The sequence below is a fragment of the Burkholderia sp. AU19243 genome, assembly GCF_018148075.1.
Taxonomy (GTDB): domain Bacteria; phylum Pseudomonadota; class Gammaproteobacteria; order Burkholderiales; family Burkholderiaceae; genus Burkholderia; species Burkholderia latens_A.
On record NZ_JAGSTV010000028.1, the window covers coordinates 1 to 21,516 of the forward strand.

The 21,516-nt window shown below is 61.0% G+C and carries 9 protein-coding genes and 1 pseudogene; 1 reads left to right on the top strand and 9 read right to left on the bottom strand.

Annotated features, from left to right (window positions below):
* Positions 1–335: 335 nt before the first annotated feature.
* Positions 336–529: pseudogene (locus KDW55_RS28660) on the top strand (IS5/IS1182 family transposase); the annotation flags it as partial.
* 88 nt (positions 530–617) lie between these two features.
* On the opposite strand, the gene KDW55_RS28665 reads toward KDW55_RS28660, so the two are convergent.
* From KDW55_RS28665 to KDW55_RS28705, 9 genes are all read right to left on the bottom strand, one after another.
* Positions 618–1,625, bottom strand: a complete 1,008-nt coding sequence (locus KDW55_RS28665; protein ID WP_212161723.1) for a hypothetical protein — start codon at positions 1,623–1,625, stop codon at positions 618–620.
* A gap of 2 nt (positions 1,626–1,627) precedes the next feature.
* A complete protein-coding gene (locus tag KDW55_RS28670) occupies positions 1,628–3,256 on the bottom strand; it encodes a hypothetical protein (protein ID WP_212161725.1) in 1,629 nt (542 codons plus the stop codon).
* A complete protein-coding gene (locus tag KDW55_RS29820; protein ID WP_212161726.1) occupies positions 3,253–5,880 on the bottom strand; it encodes a helicase-related protein in 2,628 nt (875 codons plus the stop codon). The genes KDW55_RS28670 and KDW55_RS29820 overlap by 4 nt, the downstream gene beginning before the upstream one ends.
* Entirely contained in the window at positions 5,877–7,886 is a 2,010-nt protein-coding gene (locus tag KDW55_RS28680) for a hypothetical protein (RefSeq protein ID WP_212161727.1), read from the bottom strand. Before KDW55_RS28680 ends, KDW55_RS29820 begins: the two co-directional genes overlap by 4 nt.
* Positions 7,883–9,235 carry a hypothetical protein gene (locus tag KDW55_RS28685; protein WP_212161728.1) on the bottom strand — a complete coding sequence of 451 codons (1,353 nt, stop codon included), beginning with the start codon at positions 9,233–9,235 and terminating at the stop codon, positions 7,883–7,885. Before KDW55_RS28685 ends, KDW55_RS28680 begins: the two co-directional genes overlap by 4 nt.
* 147 nt (positions 9,236–9,382) lie before the next feature.
* Complete coding sequence (locus KDW55_RS28690; protein WP_212161729.1) at positions 9,383–9,589, bottom strand: hypothetical protein; 207 nt, start codon at positions 9,587–9,589, stop codon at positions 9,383–9,385.
* 953 nt (positions 9,590–10,542) lie between these two features.
* Entirely contained in the window at positions 10,543–15,240 is a 4,698-nt protein-coding gene (locus KDW55_RS28695; protein ID WP_212198144.1) for a helicase HerA-like domain-containing protein, read from the bottom strand.
* Positions 15,233–16,723: a hypothetical protein gene (locus KDW55_RS28700; protein ID WP_212198145.1), complete on the bottom strand. Its 1,491-nt coding sequence runs from the start codon at positions 16,721–16,723 to the stop codon at positions 15,233–15,235. Before KDW55_RS28700 ends, KDW55_RS28695 begins: the two co-directional genes overlap by 8 nt.
* 5 nt (positions 16,724–16,728) lie before the next feature.
* The gene (locus KDW55_RS28705; protein WP_212198146.1) at positions 16,729–20,394 is read right to left on the bottom strand and encodes a Druantia anti-phage system protein DruA; all 3,666 of its coding nucleotides are present in this window, start codon (positions 20,392–20,394) and stop codon (positions 16,729–16,731) included.
* Positions 20,395–21,516 lie beyond the last annotated feature (1,122 nt).

The window sequence follows — 21,516 nt, forward strand, 5'->3', positions numbered from 1 at the left end:
AGAAAGAGAGCAGCAAAAGCAGCAGGCAGTGAGGAGTTATCCACACCGGAATAGATGTACTACGCTGTCTCGGGGTGGGTCAGATTTAGATGAAAACGGTGGGTCAAGATTCGGTGGAAATCAACAACGCGCGATACCAAACAGCTATTGAAGGAATACCGGGACTTTTTCCAGCAGACGGTCGTCAGATACTCGTCTCCAGTGCAACGTCAATAGGAAATGGCTCTTCTCCGGGCTTGGTCGGGAAACTCAGTGCGTGCTGTGAAAAGCCCTGATGTCCACGGTCCCTGAGCGGTTTGCAATAAAGACTCGCGAACTTGAGCCACCATCATCTCCGGCGCTTTTCGACTCTCTTTCACCGCCGAAGCTCGGTGGAAACAAAAATGCACTGCTTCAAACGCCTGGGTGATCGCGTGGCTGCCCGCACGTTTGAGCGCCAAGTGGTCGAGCTGAAAATCCGTGCCGCGTCGCTCAACCACCTCAGCCAGTTCGGCCGGCGGATATGGTCGCTGCGGCGCCTATGGCATAAATCCGTCTGAGGTTTGGGTAGTTTCGCCCCGAGCCGAGTTACGCAACAGAGCCGCGTTGATGCATCGATCGCGGCGCCCGTCCGGCGATCAGCGCACCCAATGCAACGCGAGCGTGCCGACCGAGATCAAGATCGCGCCCGCAGCCACGGTCAGGCCCCAGCGTGCACGCAGCGTCGCATGCTCCGCGATTGCCGACAGCTTCGCTTCGACGGAGGCCGCTTGCGCGCGTGTCTCGCGTATACTCGTCCTGAGCGCCTCGATATCGCGCACCGACTGCGCAAGCATCGCTTCCAGCCGCGCGGTCGATGTGTCCAGCGCCGTCGCGCGCGCTTCCTGCGCGCGCAGTTCGGCGGCGACGACCTGCTCGCGTGCGGAGATCGCGCTGGTCTGCGTCTGCACGCGGTTCATCAGATCTGCGAGGCGCGCATTGAACTCCTCGAAGCGAGTGACGGTACGCGCTTCGGCATGTTCCATCGCATCGGCCTGCGCGGCGCTCGCCCGCTCGAGCTTTTCTTCCACCGCTTCGCGCATCGACGCTTGCTCCGCGCGCATCGTGTCGATGCATATGGCGAAGCGCGAAAGCAGGTCGTCGCGCGTCGATTTAACTTCTTCTGCGATCGCAATAAGTTTCTTTGCGCCTTCGTACGTCAGGCCGCGCAGTTCGAAATACCTTTCCACGAGATCTCGCAGTTCGGTTGCTTGCTTCTCGAGCACGTGCTGCTGCGTGCTGATTTCCTTCGTCTGCTGCTCGATCTCGCGCGTCTGCTCCGCGATCTGGTCCTGCTGCGAGCCGATCTGCCGTTGCTGCTGCTCGAGACGCTGCGACTGCAGCAAACTGATCACCATCAGTTGTGCGAGACTCTTGGCGAAGTCAGCCTGCAATTCCTGAGCGTCGAGTTGCGCGCCGTCCATCTCGTCCTGATACCACTTGCGCGCGAACCAGTTGCGCTCCTCGTGCGCGTTGCGCGCGCGCTTCAGGTCGCCGAGACGATTAAAGCGTGCCCTGAATTCAGACAGCACTTCCTTGATATTGATCTGGTCAAGCAGGTCGTGTGGTACTTCGATCTTTGCGAAATCGTGAATGAGGTCGGTCATGGTCAGTCATTGATTCGATAGTCGGAAAGCAGTCGTTGGAGTTCGTCGTCCTCCTGCTTCATGCGTTCGAAACCGTCTTGCATCGCAGTGAGCGTGCCGGCACCGGCGTCGATAGCCGCGGCACCTGCTTCGATCGTGTCGTGCAAATGCCCCTGTGTGTCCATGAGATCGCGGGCCATCGCCTCGTACGTTACGAGCATGTCCTGATAACGGCGCGAGTTCGCGTACTGTTGTTCAAGGAAATCGCCGAGCTTGTTGGCGACATCGGCCTGTGCGTCAAGCAAGTCGATCTGCGCGTCGAGGTGCTCGGTGCCGGGATCGGACAGCCAGTCGAAAAGGCGATCGATCGCGAAAACGGTGAGCGCAGTCATCAGCCCCGTGAGAATGCCAGTAACGACCGGCGCGACGATGCCCGCGATTGGCGCGAGAAGCGGAATGGCGACGAGCAGGCCCTTCACCGATTCCTCGAGCATCATGCCGACGCTCATTGTGATGACGCCCGAGATCAGTTTGGTCGCCTCGCGCGCGACCTCCATGCCTGACATGTCCTCAGGCGGCCAGCACACCAGCTTGAACGCTCGCCAAAGCGCACTCATGCTTTCGCGGATGATGGTGACGATCTTCGCCGACGTTGTGATGAGGTTGTTGATGAGGAACGTCAGCACGTTGCTCACGAGGCCCTGCACGCCGCCATCGACAAGTGCAGCGAACGCGTCGTGCATCCTCCTGGAAACGCGCTGCACCGTGCGCTCCAGCGCCTGCGTGACGCGATCGACGAGATTCTCGGCCGGCGCGGACGAACGCACGATCGCGCTCACTTCCACGTAGCTGCTGTTGACGAACTCGTGCAGTAGCACGCCCATCGCTTGACGCAACGCATTCCGACCCGCTTCGCTGACGCTCGTGGACAGCAATTCGGCGCTCTGCTTCTTCGCCTGCGCCTTGAGTCGTTCGATCTCGAAATGTCGCTCTGCGGTGCGATGCGCATCTTCGAGCCGGCCCATGTCGATTCCGAACGATTCGGCGTTCGTCTGCCCGGGCGTTTTCCTGCGCTCGCTGTTGGCCCACTCGATCTTATCCTTATCGCCCATCGATTGATTTATAGGCGCCTCGACGGGCCGCAGGTTTTCCGGCGCATTCGCCATTTGGACGCGCTCGGCCTTGTCCATATACAGATTGGCGCGGCTATCGCGTTCGATAGTTGCTACCGACTTGCTGTGGTCAAGGTGCATCCGGCCGTCGCGCGGTAGCTCCTTTCCCGTCGCTGCGCTGATGATAGGCTCCTGCTTTTGGAGCAGTTCCTTGCGCATGCGCGGCAAGTCCTTGTCGTACGCCGTGCGGTCAATGGAGTTCGTCTGCGCATGCACCCAGTCCTCGTGCCGCACTGCGTCCTTGGCGGTTGCCGTGATGCCCTTCTCAAAGTTGTGCGTCGTGGTGACGTTGCCGCCTTGCTTGTCGTCGAACATGGCGGGCGCGAGACCGAATGGGCCGATGAGTTGCGCGAGCGTCTGCGTGCGGCAGCTTTCGAGCAGTTCGTCGATGCGTCGCTCGCGCAATTCGCGGTGCCCGGGCGCGGGCACGCTCGGGTTCGACGTCGCAGTGGTCTTTAACGAAGATGGTTCCATTTTCATGCGTTGTGTTGAATGAATGGCCCGAAAAGGCCCAGCGGCCGAAAGTTCGGCGCGGCCTGGTTGATCTCGTCGACAATCGACTGCGGAATGCCTGCTTCCTGTGCCATGCGCGGGGAGATCACTACACCGTGCAGTTGCGCGCGCAGATCGTCCCAGCGCGTGCGCAACACATCCCAATTCCACTCGTCGTAGGTACCGGTGAAGATCACCGGACGCACGACGATGCGTGGCATGCCTGCAGCCCCGGCCGCCTCGGCAATGGCCTTGTCGAGCGACTTCTGCCACAGACTGCCGATGCGGTCGACGCGCCCGATCTGCTGTTCGACCACGCCAGGATTCCATTCGTGATGCAGCAGCACGACCGTCTTGCAAGCCTTATGCAGATTCAGCCCTTCTCGCCCGACCATCGATTGCGCAACCAGCACCCGTGGAAAACTGTGATCGCGGTTGAACGCGAGTTGCAGCAAACGGCGCGTGCGCTGCGCGGTGTCGCCGTTCATCAGGCGCGCGAAGCCGCCCTGCGGCACTTTGAGTTCGCCCGTGATGCGCTTCCACAGCGGCATCGCATCCTGTTCGTCGGCGTCGGTGTCGTCAACTTGCTCGCCACGATCAACCGATGCGTCCACGAACTCGATGAACGCGCTCGCGATCGCCGCTGGCTCGACGGGCGCGTCTGCCGCGTTCAGCAACTCTTGCAACGTGCGTGCGACCTGCGCGAGCGGCGAGGCTTCGTCGCTCTCTTCGGCAGCGGTGACCGAGCGCTGGAATGCGTCGAAGAGACGCAGCGCGAGCGCGTGCTTTGGCACAGCGCCGAGACCTTCGCCCAATTGTTTGATGAGCCGCGTGCGGAACGAACGCCGCTGATTCTCAATCTGCCGATATTGATCCGCGAGGCGGCTCTTGAGCGTCTCGTAGGCAAGATCCTCCGTACGCCCGAGTTGTCGGTGAGCCGCTTGCACCGCGGTCCATTCACTGTCCGACAGCGTCGCCTGCGGCCACGGACGGCCCGCGTCAAGGCTCTTGAGCATCGAGCGCGCGTTCAGCAGTTCGGTCAGCGCGCGCAGCGGCGCGGTGAAGCGCCCAAATACGAGCACTTTCTCGTCCCGGTCGCACACCTTCTCGATCTCCTTGACGGCCTCGAGAATAGCCGGATGATCGAAAAGCGGATGCGAGTCGGCATCGCGGAACGCCGCGCCAAGCACGCCTTTCCACCACGCGGCGCGTTGCTTACGCTTGTCGGTGATGGCATCGGACGGATCAGCGCCGTCGTCCGTTGACGGCAGCGTCGCCTCGTCTACGATCTCGTCCTGCTCGGTCTGCCGAAGCCAGCCCGCGATACCGTGGCCATTCGCAAAGGTCAGATACAAGCGGTTCGCCCGCTCGTCCTCGGCGCGCCGCGTGGTTAGCGATAGTGATTCCGCCGCGCACACCGCGCGACGCCACGGCAGTGGAAGCCCAGTTGTCTCCACGAAAATTTCCTTCACCTCGCGATACGCATGATGCGGCTCGCCTGTGTGCCGTTCGAAGTCGCTGACGTGCCGATCCTCGCGTTTGTCGCGCCTGAGCAGATATGGCGCGAGCGCGTCCTCGAACGCCCGCGCTGCACGTTTGTACACGTCACGCGTGGGCCGGTCCATTGGCGTTTCACGCACGTGCTCGACCGCGCGCGCGTATGCGTCGATGCGCGCGTCGATCTCGGAAGAAGCCACGTCCAGACGCGCGAGCGTCGATTTCCAGTCCTGCACGCTCAGTTCGACGGGTGTCGCGCTTAGCGCGAGGCAGCGGGCGTTCGCGTTGCGCTGGATGACGCGCCCAAACAGCGACGACAGCACCGACTGTTCGCCGCGGCTCTTGTGCGCTTCATCGAGAATGACCAGATCGAAGACGCCGAGGCCAAGTCCGATCGCGCCTTCGAGCGCACCGCGCATCGACCCGTCGCTGCGATAGGCGTCGGCGTGGCAGGTGCGCCGCCAATCGGTGATGGGGCCGAACAGTGCATCAGCCAGACGGCGCGGCATGGCGCACGGCGACTCGTACATGGCCCGCGCGATGCACTCCGCCACGGCCGCCTGCGGTGCGCGCTGCGCGCGCTTTTCACCGTCGGCGGAGTAGCCGTAGGGGAGGCGCTTGTTCGTGTGCAGATGCCATTGCGCGTACAACTCGGGCATGAGCGCCCAACGCCACGTGTCGCTGCCGCCGCCGAAGCGCCAATTGGCGAACGTATGTGAGATCACGACCGCGTCGTGATCGAACCACGGGCGCTCCGGCCCTTCGCTGGCCGCGAACCATGCGTCCATATACTGGCGCAGGCTGCGCAGCAAGGGCACGTCGGCGATACCTGCCTCATCGAGTTCCGCCTTCCACTGATACGGCAACGTGGGTGGCACGAGAATCGCGACCCGGCCGCCTGCACGAATCACCGCGCTCGCGAGTGCCGCCGCGATGCGGGTCTTGCCCATGCCTACCTCATCCGCGACCAGAACGCCATTCTGCCCAACGTGTTCCGCGATGCGCGCGAGACTCGCGCGTTGGCCGTCGTCAAGCCAGGACGAGGTCCGGCTTTCCTGCGCAATGTCGCCGAGCGCGACTGCGACCGCTGCCCAGCCCTTGAAATGCTGCTTCACGATGCCTCTCCGATCGGTTCCGTTCGCGCCATTTGCCACCTTTCGCCGATGCGGTCGAGCAGCGCTTCGTACACCTGGCCATGTGGCGTCTCGCCGTGTTCGGCATACGTCGGCCGAAACGATTCGACGCGCAACGCTGCGAGCGGATCGAGTTGCATCTCGCGGAAGGCGCGCACGCCGTCGCTGTCGGCGAGCAGCGCGAGCGTCTGTTCGAGGCGGCAGCACCATGCGCTCCAGTCCGGTTCTGCGACGGCTGTCTGCCGTTCCGCCAGTCGCTCGATGAAGGTCATCATTTCGCGCACGGCATAGCGCGCGCGTGAATGCTCGCCGCGCGGCGCCGCCGGGTTGGGGGTCCCGTCGACGTCGGCTTCGCCGCCATCGACGTCGTCGCCGGGCGGCTGCGGGAAGTTGGCGAGTTGCCACCACGCCTCCTCCAATTCGAGGGCGGGCAGCGCCGCCGCTGCGACACGGCCGAACTCGTCGACCACCGGCACGTCCGTGACTGCGACGTGATCGCCCGCTTGCCAGCGCACGGTGACGACGCGCGGTCGCGGCCCGTGCCAGAGGAATATGTACGCGCCGCTCTTGCGCGCGCAGGCCTCGCCCGACATGCCGATCACGTCGAACGCGCCCTGAGCGTCGTCGCTGGCAGCGAGTTCGCCGCTGTCGTCGCCGATCGGATGCCACGCGAGCCAGGCCACCGGCGCGGCAAGATAAACGTCCTCGCGCTCGGGCATGTCGCCGCCCGCATTCAGTGAGTCGGGTTCGAGTATGTCCCGCCGATGTACCGGCAGCACGTTCTCGACAAAATGATGCGGCTCGAATTCCTGCTCGCGCGTCCAAATCAAATCGGACGTGGAGAACACGACGCCCGCTTCGAGATTGCCGCCTTGTCGCGCGGCGCGCTGAAAGCCCGGTTCGGTCAGGTTGCCTGAGCCGAGATAGACCCACGCGCTCAGGCAATACGGCGAATCGCTGCGCGCCTTGTAGCCGAGCAGAAATTTCGCGTGCAGGGCGCGCGCCCGGCCATCGCCGAAAATCGTGCGCGGTTGTGCGGCCGCACGGATCGTCATGTTGGCCTCAACCATCGCTTTGGCGCTTTGCGCGACTGCCTGACACGCGAGCGGATTGACGAACACGTCCACCGTCGGATTCGCGGACAGCAGCTTGTTGGTTTTGAGATTGGCGACGATCGCGGAGAGCGTCGTCGGAACCGCATTCGATTGCACGGTGCTCTCATAAAAGCCCGAGCCCATCGCGAGGCGATTGCTCGCCACGTCGATGCCCGCCTGCGCGATTCGTTCGGGCAACTGGTCGAGCAGTGACTTGTCCTCGTTGTGAACAAAGCGCGCGATGCCGTTCGGCGCGTGTTTGACGCACCGAGTGATCCAGCCCGATACATCATCGATGCCAAGTCCGGTGTCGCGCTTGCGCACGGGCGCAGCGGCGTCCAGCAGACGTGTGTCGAACAGCACGGAAAGCCGTTCGAGCATGCCGCGCGCTGCCGCGATGTCCGCGCAGCGATGCAGCGTTTCCTCGTTGGGCGAATGCGCTTCGGGCAAGTCGTGCGAATATACGTCGACGCACCACACCAGATCCAGACTTTCCTCGATGGTCTGCCGTGTCCAGTTGCCTGTCGACACGATGAGCCGCACCATCCACTCGCCAGCGTGGTCGCGATGACGAAAGCCGAGCAGCGCGACCTTCGCATGCAGCAGCGCAAATTTCTTTTCGATATCGGCTCGAATTGGCAGATGCGCGACGCCCGGCGCTTCCAGCATCGAAATGGCGGGATTGCCGGGATCGAGCATCACGCCAAGCGCGATGCCGCCCGCATGCGCGCGCTGCGCAGCGGTCTGGCGCGTGAAGATTTCGGCGGCGAGATCGAGAAAATCGGCGTCCGCGGAATAGCCGCACAGCCAGCCGAAGCGGCCCACCCAGGCGTCCTCCGGACCCGCGAACCATTGTGCGAGCGACGGCGGTTGAAGTTTCTCTTCGCGTCTCATGCGGCCTCCTCCAACGCGCTTTCAGTCGTGGGAGCGACGGCGTTCGCGCGATTCAGCCAGCGTTCAAGGTCGCCGCGCAGGTCGGCGTTGAGTAGGAACAGGTTGCGCACGCGGAACGAGAGTCCCGTCGGCCAGTTGATCGAGGAGTCGGGCGTAGCGGCTTCGGCGTCGGCTTCGTTACGCGCCGGAGCGGCTTCGCGCTGTTCACGCGCCTGATATGCCGGCCCGGGCACGACGTCGCCACCGCGTAGCCGCAGCACGCGACCATCGCGTTTGACGAGTTCGCGCATGAGGTGTTTGTCGTCGGGCAGGAGGCAGTCGTGACAGAAGCGGTTCGCCTCGGTTTCGGTGCGCTTCTCGTTGAGGAAGCGTTCCCCGACACTGCGCAGCATGTTCAGTTTCACGACGACGCCTTCGGGAAGCGCATCGCTCAGCGACAGGACACTGCCCTTGCCGCTCCTGTCATTCTTGGCGATCAGCATTTCGAGTGCATCGAGTACGTCGAGCGCGGCATCGCGGGTGACAGCGAAGAACGCGCCCGCGCGCAGGTCGTTCCAATGCGCGTCGTTTCGGATCTCGTCCGGCCGATTATCCCAGTCGATCGACACTGAAGGCTCGAGGCGAATGGCTTCGACCCAATCGAGTGCTTCGCAGCGGCGCTCCTGCATGTAGGTGGACTCGTTGCGGCCGCGGCTCCTGAGACGCTCGGTCAGCAATGCGCGAGCACGTTCGGGCAGCGGCAGAGTCGGTATGAGGACGCTGCCGAGTTTGTCGAGAGAGCCGATCGGCCTGGCGTCCGAGGTCCAGTCGATCAGATGATCGGCCACAGTGCGGCGGTTCGGATGTGCGTGAGCGCACGCCGCCGCGATGAACGCGTCGCCCGCCTCGGTGCACGCGAATGTGTTGAAACGCGTGCCTGTGGCATTGACGAGACCGAGTGAGGGCAGTGCCTCCACGGTCGACATGCGCATCGGCTGCGTCACATAAAACTTCTGCTCGCGCAAGCGGCGAAAGCTGAGCGTGTCTTGCTTCACACCGCGCATCTTGTTGACACCGCGCAGTCTCGGCTCCGCCTGCCAGTCATTGCGCCTGAAACCGAGCCAGCACGCGAGCGCCTCGATGGCATTCGCCGTTTCAATATTAGTGAGTTGACGCCGTTGCGCGCGCACGCCCTGCGCGACCATCACGCCGAGCGTGGCAAGCATCACCTGCTTGCCGAACCACACGCCGCCCAGACCCGGCACGGCCAGTTCATTGAAATGTCGCACGGACGCGGACACGCCGAGTGTTCGCACACGCCTCTCGACCGTCAGTACGCCCGGGCCGAGCAGTCCCCAACTTAAAGTCATGAACAATATCCCCGTTGTTCTTTTCTTTTAGATCCTGGCCGGCGTCGGCCTTTCAGATTTGTCGCATGCGAGCCTGCGCGCGCGTATCGACAGCATAGTAGCGCGCCGGGACTGGATGTGTGAGCGAAAGCATCCTATGGTTCATAATCACCTCGGAGTTCCGCAAACCCAATCCGCAAAGTACCAGGCATACGCGAGATCACCCTCGCCCTCAAGGACGGGCACCTGCGATCCCCGTAGTGCTGCCGCAAACGCGGTACGGTGGGGTTCGGGGATGTCGGCCAGGCGCACGGCGAACGCGCGGCCATCGCGCTCGATCACCGGCACGGTGCCAAGCGAATCACGAAACAGCACGGGACGCTTCCGCAATGCTGCACTTGATCGCACAAGGAAATCCGTGTGATGGGGAAGGCTTCGTCATCGCAGTTCATGGAATATCCCGCAAAAGCGCCGCGAAACTGGCGGCACGTAAACCTGAACGCTAAACAGTGATCGTCGTTTTTGGTCGAGTGCCACGGTTACCGTTTCCTCCGATTATCCATCCATGCCAGCCTCGGCGATACGCGTGCGCATCGGCCAACGCGTGGTGCTGGCGGGCGTCAGTCTCATAGTACGCGGCCACTGTCCGGTCGTAGATTGTCGTGTCGACCAGTGATCGCAGATCATAGTATCGGTCAGCCAGATTCGTCGGTCGCGGCGAGCCCAGGAGATCCAGCAGGAAAAACCAGTCGGTTTCCGAGTTACATGCGGCCTGCACGGCACGCGGCGCTGAACCATGCCCGCAACGCGGAGCGTGCGTCCGCCTGCGTCAGGCGGACAGTGATCACACAACTAATCGCGGCGAAGTGCTCGCAGTTCAACCAGGCGGTGTGCGATGATTGTTTAGGGTGCCAATCAGCCTCTACTAGGCCAACAATACCGCGGTCCTGACGCGAAGGGTTTCGCATAGTAGATCACGGTAGCTAGTGGTATGGAGTACCGGATCATCAAGTTAAATGGCGCGGAAGCCGGGCTATCGCGTCAGCCTTGTGCGTCAAGATTAGCGAGTGAGCCTTCGAGATCAGATCGGCAGCGATGTAGCCGGCGAAGCAGAAAATTACCTCCCTTCATCTGTAAGAAGGGAGGTTGCCTTGGATGCGCAGAACGCTTCTGGCGTTAATTCGCCCGGCATGAAGCGCACTGCAAGGAAGAGGCAATGGTCCGCATTCATCCAAAGTCTGGCGCGGCTTGCTATTTCTGAGGTCATCCTCAAACGGGTCCGAGAGACGAATCCGCGTCGTAACTATCACGTCGCCTCTGCACGCGGATTACTTCTTCTGATCGTTAGAGGGCAGCGCCTGCACCTGTATGCGTCTGGCTTTCGGTGACGAACGGTCCCGGAGATAGCCGTCACCTTTTCCCCGCAATGATGTGAGGGCATCTGGTTCCATATGCACGTTCGGGGCATTCTTTTTCGCCTCCTTAACGTCCATCGGCTTCAACACGAGCCAACTGGCCGCATTGGCCTTCACCTCGGATCCGAAGTGATCGCTCATTTGAGATGCCAACACCATGCCCAGACCGAACTTCCGAGCCTCGGTGAAGAGTTGATTGAGGATGCGCTCTGGAGAGTCCGGGTCGCCGCCGCCCGTGCTGAGAATCTTTGCTTCATCAATAACAACGAACAGCCTGAAGCGCTGACGATCATCGACCGGCTGCACGGGAATCGGTCCCATGAGGCGTAGCACCCGGAAGATCTTGCGGAGCAGCGTCTCTGCAGTAATGTAGCGTACCTCGTCCGTAAGTTTGCTCAGATCGAGTCTCACATTTCTGCTCAAGATCTCGTCGACAGAGACATGCTCACGTCGCTGGAAAATCGGATGCTCGAAGATTTCCTGCACCGCGGCCAGGCAACCTTCGATGGACGTGCGCTGACTCTTCCGGGAGTCATCATCCGCCCAGTCCGCCAGGATCTCCTGCACGTCGGCGAACGTGGGGGGCGTGTTCCTCCAGGTCGCTGGATCGGAGTCGTTGAAGCCTGCGCTGACGTAGGCCTCTTCGATCGCATCCCGCAGGATTGCGCCTTGACGGTGCCCCAGTGCGGGCACCGCGTTGCGGATCATATCCCGAATCACTTTGCGCTGATCGTACAGACCTGTCTCCTCGGCACTCTGCGAATCGAGTTCCATCGGGTTCACGCCAGTGGTGCTGGATGTTCCAGATGACAGCAGAACGGATCGCAAGCCCGGAAACTGAACATCCCCATGGAAGTCGAGCACAAGCACCGGCACGCCATAGTCCGCGATGCCTTTGCCCAGCACTTTGAGTGTCTCGGTTTTGCCTGACCCGGAGGCGCCAAGGATGAGGAAGAAGCCGTTACTCTGCTTTCCTGGTGCCCACGCGACGGGCTGCTTCGTGTTCGTTTCCTGGCCAAGGCTGACCTCTAGCAATCCCGTAGCCGCTTGCTCGCCGCCAGGCGAGGCGAGGGAGCGCTCGGCCTTTGCTGACTTGGAACTCCTTCGCAAACCGGCATTCGGATCTGCGCTTGGCGCCGCATTAGACTTCGCCGAAGACTCCTCTTGCGCTTCCTCAGCCGGAGCCTGCGGTCCGCCAGCCTCTCCCGCCGAATTGAGCAGTTCGAAGACGCGCGCAGGATCCAGCGTGTCCGCTCCCGCAACGCTCTCTGAGCCAGCAAATGGGACCTCCCCCTTCACCTTCTTACTCGCGGTCAGTACCAGGCCGACATCTGTCGCTGCAAGAGTGTTGATCTGAATCGGAACGCCTGTACGGCTTTTCTTAACCACCGATGGCGTTGTGGCCACACTGGCGAGTTGCACGTGAACCAGACGCCCGCTGAGACGAACCTTGATCGCCCCGGCGAACAGATCCTGCAGCAGCGCATGCCAGCGTTCGATGTACTGTGGATCGAGATCACGAAGTAACGCCGTGTACAGGTGTTCGCGTACAACCTCGCGACGCGGCTTGGCCAGTGGCGTGAGATTCGTGCCTCCGAAGATCTCCGCCAGCGCATGCATGGTGGCCAGTACCTGATCCACCGCGTGCCCGGTTACGAAGTCCCCTTGTATCGAGTACGGCACGTTCTCATCGTGGGTCTTCACCTCGATTACATCGATGACCAACTCTCCAGCATCTTCGCGAAGGCCGATAAGGTCAGCCTTCTCGTTCGAGTGGGCGCCAGCGCTCAGCCACCGACGCGCGTTCTGAGTGTCGAGGCTGACCGCGAGCCCACTGGGTTCCATGTGCCGATACCAGCGCATCGCGATAAGCTTTCCAAGCGCGCCCTTCACATGCTTGCCCTTATCGCCACCCACCAATCCCAAGATGCCGTTCGGCTCCATCGCGACGAGATCGCGGATGAGTTCCTCCAGGGTAGCAGGATCGGCTACGAAGTGCGTCTTGCGAAGTTGTTGGTCGAGTTGCCGCACGAACGGACTGAGATCCCGACCGAAGGTCGTGATTTGTCGAGCATTCTCGACGCGCCGGTCAATCACCTCCGCTTCTCCAAGTCGAGGGACAAGAACGCGGTGCGGGTCGGCTACAACGGTCCACGTGCTTAGGTCAGCGAGTTGGTCAAGCCAACTCTTCACCGAAGCCACTTGCGGTTGATGAGTCGCGGTGCTCTGCTTCAACTCACGGTGGACGAGCGTCGCCGTGGAGAAGTACGTCGCGAAGACTTCCTCTTCCGCGACTGGCACGATCATGATCTGCTTCTTCAACTTGTTGTAGCGGTACTCGCGACTCGGCATCCAGGGGCTAAGTGCATGCAAACCGGCACGTGACACCAAGGCAGTTCTGACCTCGAAGGGGTCGAACACGACTGTCAGATGCGCGGGTAGCGTGCGCACCTCATCGATCAACTCGGGCCACTTCTTGATCTCAGGATCGACAGATACGCTGATAAGTCCGCGCTCCTGCCCAGCCCTGATACGGTCCTTGACCTGGTCGTCCACGTCCTCCATCTCCGTAGTCCAACCACGTGTGTCGTCGGAGGTGTACCGGAACCGGAAGTGCACACCCCAGAATCGGTCCTCGGTCTTGGCGTTGTCCAGGTCCAGTTCGTCCAGCACGGCCTCTAAGAAACGTCCCGGACGCGGTGCATTCACTAGCACGACCTGCAACCCCGGCCGGGCGAATGGACGCAGATGTGCCACGAGCGTTGCGAGAACCGAGATGCTCTTGACGCCGTCGGGTTCGAGCACGCCGCGCGGAGCCTCCTTGAACAGCGGCAGGTGTGCGATAGCGCCTGCATGCCCGAGCAACGAAGCTTGTCCATTGAGTCCGGGGATGTGCGGCAGGACGAGCACGTTCAGCAGTTGAAGATCCTCAGCCGAAGCTGCTACCAGGGTTTGACGTTCAGTCGCGGAGAGTTTGCTGCCTAGCGTTTGCAGGTCCCGGACAATTGCGACGCTGCGCCACAGATTCAAAGGATGGACCGGGGAGAGCAGTACCTCAGTAACGTCATCGCGACGATAGACGTACAGTTCCATCGACAACAACCAGTGCACGAGTGCTTCTGCCTCGTCGCCGGCCTGCGCGTACATTTCCTGAAAGGCAGCCTGCAACTGCAGCAAGAGTTGGTCGTATGCCTTCAGATAGTCCTCAGCTGCGGCAAAGACCTCGGGTCGCCCGGCCAGCACCGTTACCGGGGAAACCGTCAACTCCGCGATGTGCCGTAGAAGCGCCGATCTGGTCGCGGCAAGCTGGTCTGCGTGCTCCAGGCACACCGCCGGCGAGAGGTCGGCTTCGACAAAGCGCGCTAGTAGTTCCTTGAACTCCTGGAAGAGGAAGGGCATCCACGCCTTGAATGCAGACACCTCTGTCAGCGCATCGATCCTGTCCGACTCGACGTCGATCACGCCGCCCCACTCGGTAGAGGTGGACCGGGACTTGGCGAGCGCGATGACCTCCGAACTGACGTTCGTCACAGGTTGAACTGCGGACGTTGCCCCGCCGCCTGCAACATCGGGTGTCATCAGAGGCTCATCGTCGCCGCTCGTCTGATCGTTTTCGGCCTGGTCTGCGAGTTGTTCAACACGCTCGGCAAGGTCGGCAAGTTGCTCTGTGCCACCATCGAGCAGCAGTTCCGCTACAACCGACTCGACCGGTACCTTGCCACCGTCCTTGATGGAGCCGCACAGGTCGCCGTCGCCCTGCGTTGGCGCCAGTTTTCCTTTCCAGAGTGTCTGGACATCGGCCAACTCGATATCCTGAAGATCCTTCGAAGTGCGTTGGCTGACCGCCTGCAATCGCTTCCTGATCGCATTGAACCGGACCTTCTCTTTGGTTGGAAGATGGCGGCAGAAGGTTTTCATGCGCTCCCAGTCTTCGGGAGTCGCATTGATCACCATGTTGAGGCTATCGGCGTTGGTCTTCAGTCGCCTAATGACCCGTGCCTCCGTCGATTCATCGGCGAGGTGCGTGTCGGGAAACAGACCGAGGGCATACAGGAACGCCGGAGCCTGCACCGAGCGCTGTAGCGTTGGAATCTGCTGGAGTGATGCTGCGAATGCGGCGATGGCATCTAGGGACAAGGCTGGGCCGCGAGAGGACTTCAGCGCGTCCCATATGGTACGCAGCGAGGTGACCTGCGCTCTATCCCGCTCCTCATCGCAAAGGCGGCGGATCAACTTGTTTTCCCCCAATGTGGTGAAGTCCTTGAGGGAACCTTGCTTGCTCAGAGGGCCATCGGCAACAACGATGATGGTCTTCTTCTTCTGATTGCGCCACTGCACGGCGGACTCTTCGTCGGATGCGACGAGTTCGCCATACTTGGGATAGGTCTCCTTGAAGGTGGTCACGTCGTCATGCCTTCCGACCAACGTCAGCCGAAGGCGTCCCTTCGTGCGATTCAAGATATCCGGTAGGCTGGCCAGCAGATGCTGATGGTCGAAGGAAGCCGTGTCCTGCACAACCACACCGAATTCGTCTTCGGCCACCGCCGCTTCGAACTCGACCAACATCAAGTTGGCAATGCGCTTCTGCACGTCACTGCGCGTATCACTCATGAGTAGCCTCCAAAAGACCAACAACCGCGACGCTGTCGGCCAGGCGGCTCGCCAAGCCCAAAGACTCCAACCGATCAAGGAAGCGATCGCTGTTGTCGCGCAGAGCGCGTACTGGCACTTTCACTCCCATGTATGCGTCAAGATCTGCCGCGTCCTCGGCGCGGCCACCGACCACGATTGCCCACCGTCGCCTCAGCATCTCTAGGAAATCGCGGTACTCGACCGGAGGCTGCGTGGCGTCAACAGTCGAAGCCACGAGCACTTCCAAAGTCCTGTCGGCAGGGTTCAGGCGCTTGTTGGGATTCTTCTGCGTGGGATAGAGGAAGCCGGCTCGAATGCCCAGCAGTCGCAGATAGCCGTCAAGCCCCTGCCGCTGATTTCCTTCGACCTGGCCAAGCAACTCGTCGGCCACCTCCTTGCGAACATCCTCCGGATCCTCGAAGTCCGCTGTGATCTCCCGAATGCGCTCCGCGAGTTGCGAGCGATCATCGAGTGGCGCGTGCTGGGCACTTTCAAGAAGCCCGTTCACCGCTGCCAATGGGCTCCGAGGCCAGTCAGGCAGTTGCTGCTCCAGCAAATCGTTAATAACCGAGGCCATATAACTGCACGCATCGCCGATCAGGCGGGCCACGCAGCCCGTACTGGCACGAGCGATGTCGGAATAGTGGTCGCTTGAAGCGTCCAGCAGCAGTAGGCGTCGCGGACCACCAGCGCGTTCCTGTGCCCGAGTCGCTCCATGCCTGAAGACCGACAGTGCGGCCAGAACGACAATTCGCTGCAGACTGGAGATGGGATTCGGCCTGAGCTTGGTCTCGTATGCACAGAGAGATCGCGCTGCCGCTCTCAGTTCCTGTTCGATCGGCGAGAAGCCCTCCGACATGTCCTGTGCGGAAAATGCGTGGGCCGCCCGCGGCCGCGTCGAGTCGACGAGCGGTACAAGCAACGCGGAAAGGTCATCCATCTTCTCCGGCGCCTTGTCCGGAGAGGTCAATTCGGCCAGAAGGTCGAGAATCGGCAATCGGTCCGCGCCTTCTCTGCCGCCCCACAATGCGTGGATGAAAGCTCCGGCGCCGTCGTCTGACGGATCGCCGGTCACCGTCAGCGCCGTGGGCGACGAGAACGACGACAACTGAGGTGATGAGCCGAATGCCGCTCCGTCTGCACCCAAGAGAGTGCGGATCAGCGGAAGGACCTTGGTCATCAACGGCGAGGACTTGATGTCCTGCGCCTGGCCGAGCGCCCCCCAACGGTCGCGCTGTGATTCAAGCATCGACTGAACCGCGGCCACCCGCTTGTCGATGCTGTTCTTCGGCAGCGTTGCCTCGAAAAGTTGCTCGAGGACAGGCATGCGGCCGGCGCATTGATGCTCAGTCCGCATGAGCGCGTTAGCGATATGCACCGGCTTGATCTTCACCTCCATGACCTTGTAGCCATGGCGCCGATGCAATTCCTCAGTGATCGGTTTCCGCAGTTGCTTGCTCATGAAACTCACTCCGCCGAGTCGTACCGTCGATTAACGACGTCAACGACCACACTGGTCCGCAGTTCGCTCTGCGGGTCCAACACCTCAATCGTGCGGACGTCGGCGTTATTGTCGCCATAGGGCGCTAGCGCATCGTTGAACTGGCCGAGGCGCCGACTGATCTCGCTTTGGCCGTCGGCGAAAGAGCTGTGGAGTAGGCCTTGCAGAAGCGAGGTGTCGATCACCAGCCTCGCAAATCTCGGATCCTCGCTCGATGCCAACAGAAGGTGGCTCACCGGCTGCTCGCCGAAGGCTCGCTTCAGAACGGGCGCAAGTTCCGGGCGATACAGCCGCAGTTTGTTCCGATTCACCGTTTGCCCGGAGACCATGGCGTGGCTGCGGGCCCTTGGTTGGTACGACAGCCGGGTCCAGAGCCGCAGGGTTTCTTGCTTGGCCTCACCACTCCGGTTCCACCACCTGTTGATCAAACTGATCAGGCGACCAAGCCTGATCGCCATGGCGGTCGAGGTGTTCTGCAGTTCTGTAAACAGCCTACTCGCATCGGAGAACTCGAGTAGTTCGCCGGCATCGTGTTCGAAGTACCACCGCCGCTTCAAAGCGGTGAAGTCGTCAGCGAGGTTGCGGTTCTCCCGCTCTGCCAGTTCGTCGAGGTTTCGCTGCTCGATCGGGAGCACGCCACTTCCCGTGAAGTTTCGGGGCTGGAATCGACCTCGCCACAGGTCTTCGTCCACGCGAGGGTTGGTCTGCTTCATGGGATCAATGCCCTTGTCAAGCAGGTCGAAGATGGCTCCTTCCCCTTCGAACGCATTCCAGTAGTACCGGGCTTCTTCTCCGGTGCCGATCTCGGTAAGTTCTGCGCACGTCTTGCCTGCGAAGATCGTGTACGAGACGTAGGCAAGGGCTTCACGGAATGTCACCTTTGCGCCGGACTTTCCGAGGCTAGACAGCATCTGCACCATTCGCTGCTTCGGCCGCTCTGACCTCAACATCGACCGGTTATAGGTCACTGCGCATTGTTCGCGCGCAATGCATCCGGCGCAGCCTTGGTACCACTGTTCGTCCGTCAGTTTCTCAATGATCGCCGCGATCAGATCCGCGGATAGAACCCTCCGCAGACTCAAGTCCAACACGACGGTCTGACCGGCCTGCGGCTTCCAGCTTTCTCCTCGATCGTCCGTCGCCGCTTCCAGGGGCCTGTAGACCAGCAGCCGCATGAGTTGCTCGCGAATCCCGTCCAGCCAAGGATGCTGTGAGCGGTGTTCGCGGATTAAGTCGACAAGCGGCCCCTCATTGATCGCAATGCAAAACGGCTTATCTGCATCCCTCGCAGTTTGCCATCGAGCAACGATCTCGTCCGACGACATCTCACTGGCGTCAGTAACCACCTCAGCCTCTCTCAACTCCTTCTTCATTAGAGAGATGGCGTGAGTCTTGCCGTCGCCAGCATTTCCCGTGATCACGACCGAGCCGCCTGCGCGCACTATCTTTCGCACGACGTCCTCGAGGCTCGTCTTGATATTGAGTTCTTTAAGCCTTGCGAGCGGAACGTGGTCGCTGAAGGCACTCTCGTTTCGATAGAGCAATCGGATGAACTCCAAGCGCTCATCCGACTTGACCCCGTCTGCCATGTCGTACCTCTCTCCGGTAGCCGCCTTGAAGGCGAGAGTTTGTTGTGGAGACGTTGCGGTCTCACGCTCGGGAATGAGCCGACTGACCCGCTCCGTCAGCGGCGTTGATCGCGAGACGGCCTGCAATGCTGGAGCGTGGTCGAGCCGCGATGCCAGCCACCGGCCAATCCAGTAGTCAGCAATCGAGACTTCTGCTTGGTCGGAAGATGGATCGATGCAATAGTCCGGCGAGGCATCGATGCCGAGCAGGTGTCGTTTGAAGTTACGGGCTAGCGGCACTCCGTAGATGATACGTGGCGCGCCGTGCTCTAGTAGGTTCGTCCGATTCAGGCCAAGCGCGGCAAATCCTTCGCGCAATTGCCGGAGTTTCGGACTCTGCCCCTCTCCAAACACGAAGTTCACGTTGCGATAGCCGTTGCTCGCCTCCGCAATCATCGCGAGTCCGAGTTCTGTTTCGGCGGAGAGGTTCGGGGATCCGAAGCCTTCCGTACGGCCAAAGTGCAGGTATTCAATTCCGGCGCCCTGTCCTTCAATGGTGCCAGGCGGAAGTTTGACCCTGTTGTACTGCGAGGAGTGGTCGGTGTAGAGAGAGGTCGTCCCGAGGAACACTAGTGACGGCTCCTTGGTGACGGGTCGCCCTGCCATCTGGCTGGCAATCACGCTGACGGTTCCTGCATATCGATCCCGGTAGTCTCTCACTACCCGCGGGCTGGCCATCATCAGGCAAACGAGTTTGCCGCCCAGTAGATGGTTGTAGGGCGCCACGGCTCCGCACACGGTGAGTTCCATCATGCTGGTCGCAGAAAAGCGCTTCTTAAGCTGCTTGATCGCAGTGTTCAGTGCCCAAACGCCGTAGTCTGTCGAGGCCAGTTCTTCGATGCCACAATGCCAGGTGGCCAGGGTGCGGTATGCTCGCAGGATCTCGCGGATTGCCCTTGCACGCTTAGCGCGGTAGAGCGGTGTCTTCGTGAACTTGAGAAGTCGTTCTGGGGTGAGGTCTTCTACCTTGCGCGTGGCGGCGGCGGTGTCGTCCGCACGCAAGGCATCCTCGCGATCCTGATTCGCGTCCTGTTCGATGATGGCCAGCCTACTGAGCGTTTCGTCGTCGACGCTGTGATCAATTCGGTGCTCGACGGGTAGGTCTTCTCGGTAGATCTGCTCAAAGTCCTCCTCCAACCGCTCACGAAACGCCCGCAGGATCTCTTGCTCGCTCACTTCGCCTGCGCGACACAGCGCGAGTAGTCCGTCGAGGGTCCAGCCAAGTCGCTGGTCTCGCGGAGTCAATTGCATGACCGTGTTGCCCAGCGCCGTAATACCGATGACTGGGTGATTGGGCTGGGCAGCGTCGCGCACGAGGTAGAACAGATTGCGGCCCGGCGAAGACCGGTACCTCGTGCTCCAGCTGTGACGAAAGTAGCGCCAGATATCGATCAGTCTAATGTTGGTGAAGGCATCTCGTTCGTCGCTGACGAGCTGAAGATATGGCCTGCAGATCGCTCGCAACGCAGCGGGTCGCTGTTCGCGTGACAGCGCTGCCACGGGTGCAAGCTGTTCTGCCAAGCGGCGACCGTCTGCGATCAGGTCCGTGATGGGACGACATGACGAATACTTCGACGGCCGCTCCATAGCGAAAAGAAACTTCCGGTGCGAGGCCTCGCCAAGTTGGTCGTTTCGTCCGTAGAGAAGCTGTTGTCGGATCTGGTTCTTTCGCTCGGCCACCGCAGTGTGGCGCTGCGGACGGACGTAAATGTGGTGCGCTGTAACCTTGATATCCCAGCCAATTTCCATTAGGTCCCGCAGCAGTGTGGCGGAGACCCGCGCTTTGAGCGCCTGCGTTGTCGTCTTGGTAAGCTGGGACTGAGCAAACTCGGTTAGGCGGCGGATCGCGTCGTTGCGTGGCAATTGCGCGAAGCGGCGCAGCGACGAGTACGCCGTTCCGTCGTCGCCGATCTCCGGTCGCAGCAGGCGCCAGTCGTGATCGTGCGCCGGTGCAGCGGCCTCCTCGAGTTCTCCCGTCGAAGTCTTGTTAAGCGTTAATTCCACGGCACTTCTTTGTCTTGGCGGAGAGATCGAATTCGTGGCCAAACTATCGTGCCACGTCAGCAATTTCTCAGTTACTTGGATGACTTTGCGACACTACGCGAGGCCATGGGGAGCTTGCCAGCCCTCATAGTGGCTGAACGTTCTGGCTGTGGCGCGCGCACGCGTCCAGGTACGTACGCTGATGCATCCACTTCGAAGCAAGCTTGCCCAAGCCGCTGCATGAGTAGCGCAACGGTCGACAATGATGCGAATGTTCTGGCGCCCCCTCGAGAACTCGCAAGCAGCGCCTTGCGTTCACCGAAATGCACCTCCAGCACAAACCCACCAGTGCTTCCAACTGCGATCACGCGAGAGATCACACGAGCTGATATGAGTTCGCGCAAAGGCGCTTCTTGCAGCAGCGCGGTCCCTTGTTCCTCATTGGGGGTATCCATGATTTTCATGGCAAGGCGGTCGATTTCAACCTTCTGCCTTATCGCAAAAGACGATATGGCGAGCAGTTTATATGAAGTGAGGATGGAGAGTCAAAAAGTGCGTTAGCGGTCACGCGTTGTCCACGTTGAAATTGGTCCGGTGCAACTGGTCCGCCCTCAGAGACCCATTTCGACCCCAAAAATTCGGACCGGGATCACTGGGCGTGGCTCGTCAACGGAGGACAGGTACAACCGGAAACGCGTTCGGTGTCGAGCGCGCGATCGTTGATCATTTCGCCGAAGGCTATCATCGGCTCGATTCGCGCGCTTCGCCGGAGTTGGACGCGGCCGTAGCCGTGCAGAATCCCGCCATTGCGTTCGAGCATTACAACGAGAAGCATCCCCGTAGCGCGCTGAAATATCGCTCGCCACGCGAGTTTCGGCGCTTAATGCATTCATCAACCATAGTGTGAGGTCGTGTCGGGGACTGCGGAGTCAGCCCGGTGCGAAATTCGCCCGGTTGCGGGAGAAATTTTCTCAGCTAGGCCGCAAGTTTGATGCCGAAGCAACGCAGGAAAGGTGCTGGAGTTGACCCTGTAATACCGGACACAGCCTCACACTAAGGTTGCTGAATCCATCGAGCGCCGGAACTCGCGAGGCGAGCGGTATTTCAGCGCGCTATGGGGATGCTTCTCGTTGTAATGCTCGA

Bases quoted from the DNA above. Each gene is read 5' to 3' on its own strand.
- KDW55_RS28665 (WP_212161723.1), bottom strand. From the start codon at position 1,625: ATGACCGACCTCATTCACGATTTCGCAAAGATCGAAGTACCACACGAC.
- KDW55_RS28670 (WP_212161725.1), bottom strand. From the start codon at position 3,256: ATGAAAATGGAACCATCTTCGTTAAAGACCACTGCGACGTCGAACCCG.
- KDW55_RS28680 (WP_212161727.1), bottom strand. From the start codon at position 7,886: ATGAGACGCGAAGAGAAACTTCAACCGCCGTCGCTCGCACAATGGTTC.
- KDW55_RS28685 (WP_212161728.1), bottom strand. From the start codon at position 9,235: ATGACTTTAAGTTGGGGACTGCTCGGCCCGGGCGTACTGACGGTCGAG.
- KDW55_RS28695 (WP_212198144.1), bottom strand. From the start codon at position 15,240: ATGAGTGATACGCGCAGTGACGTGCAGAAGCGCATTGCCAACTTGATG.
- KDW55_RS28700 (WP_212198145.1), bottom strand. From the start codon at position 16,723: ATGAGCAAGCAACTGCGGAAACCGATCACTGAGGAATTGCATCGGCGC.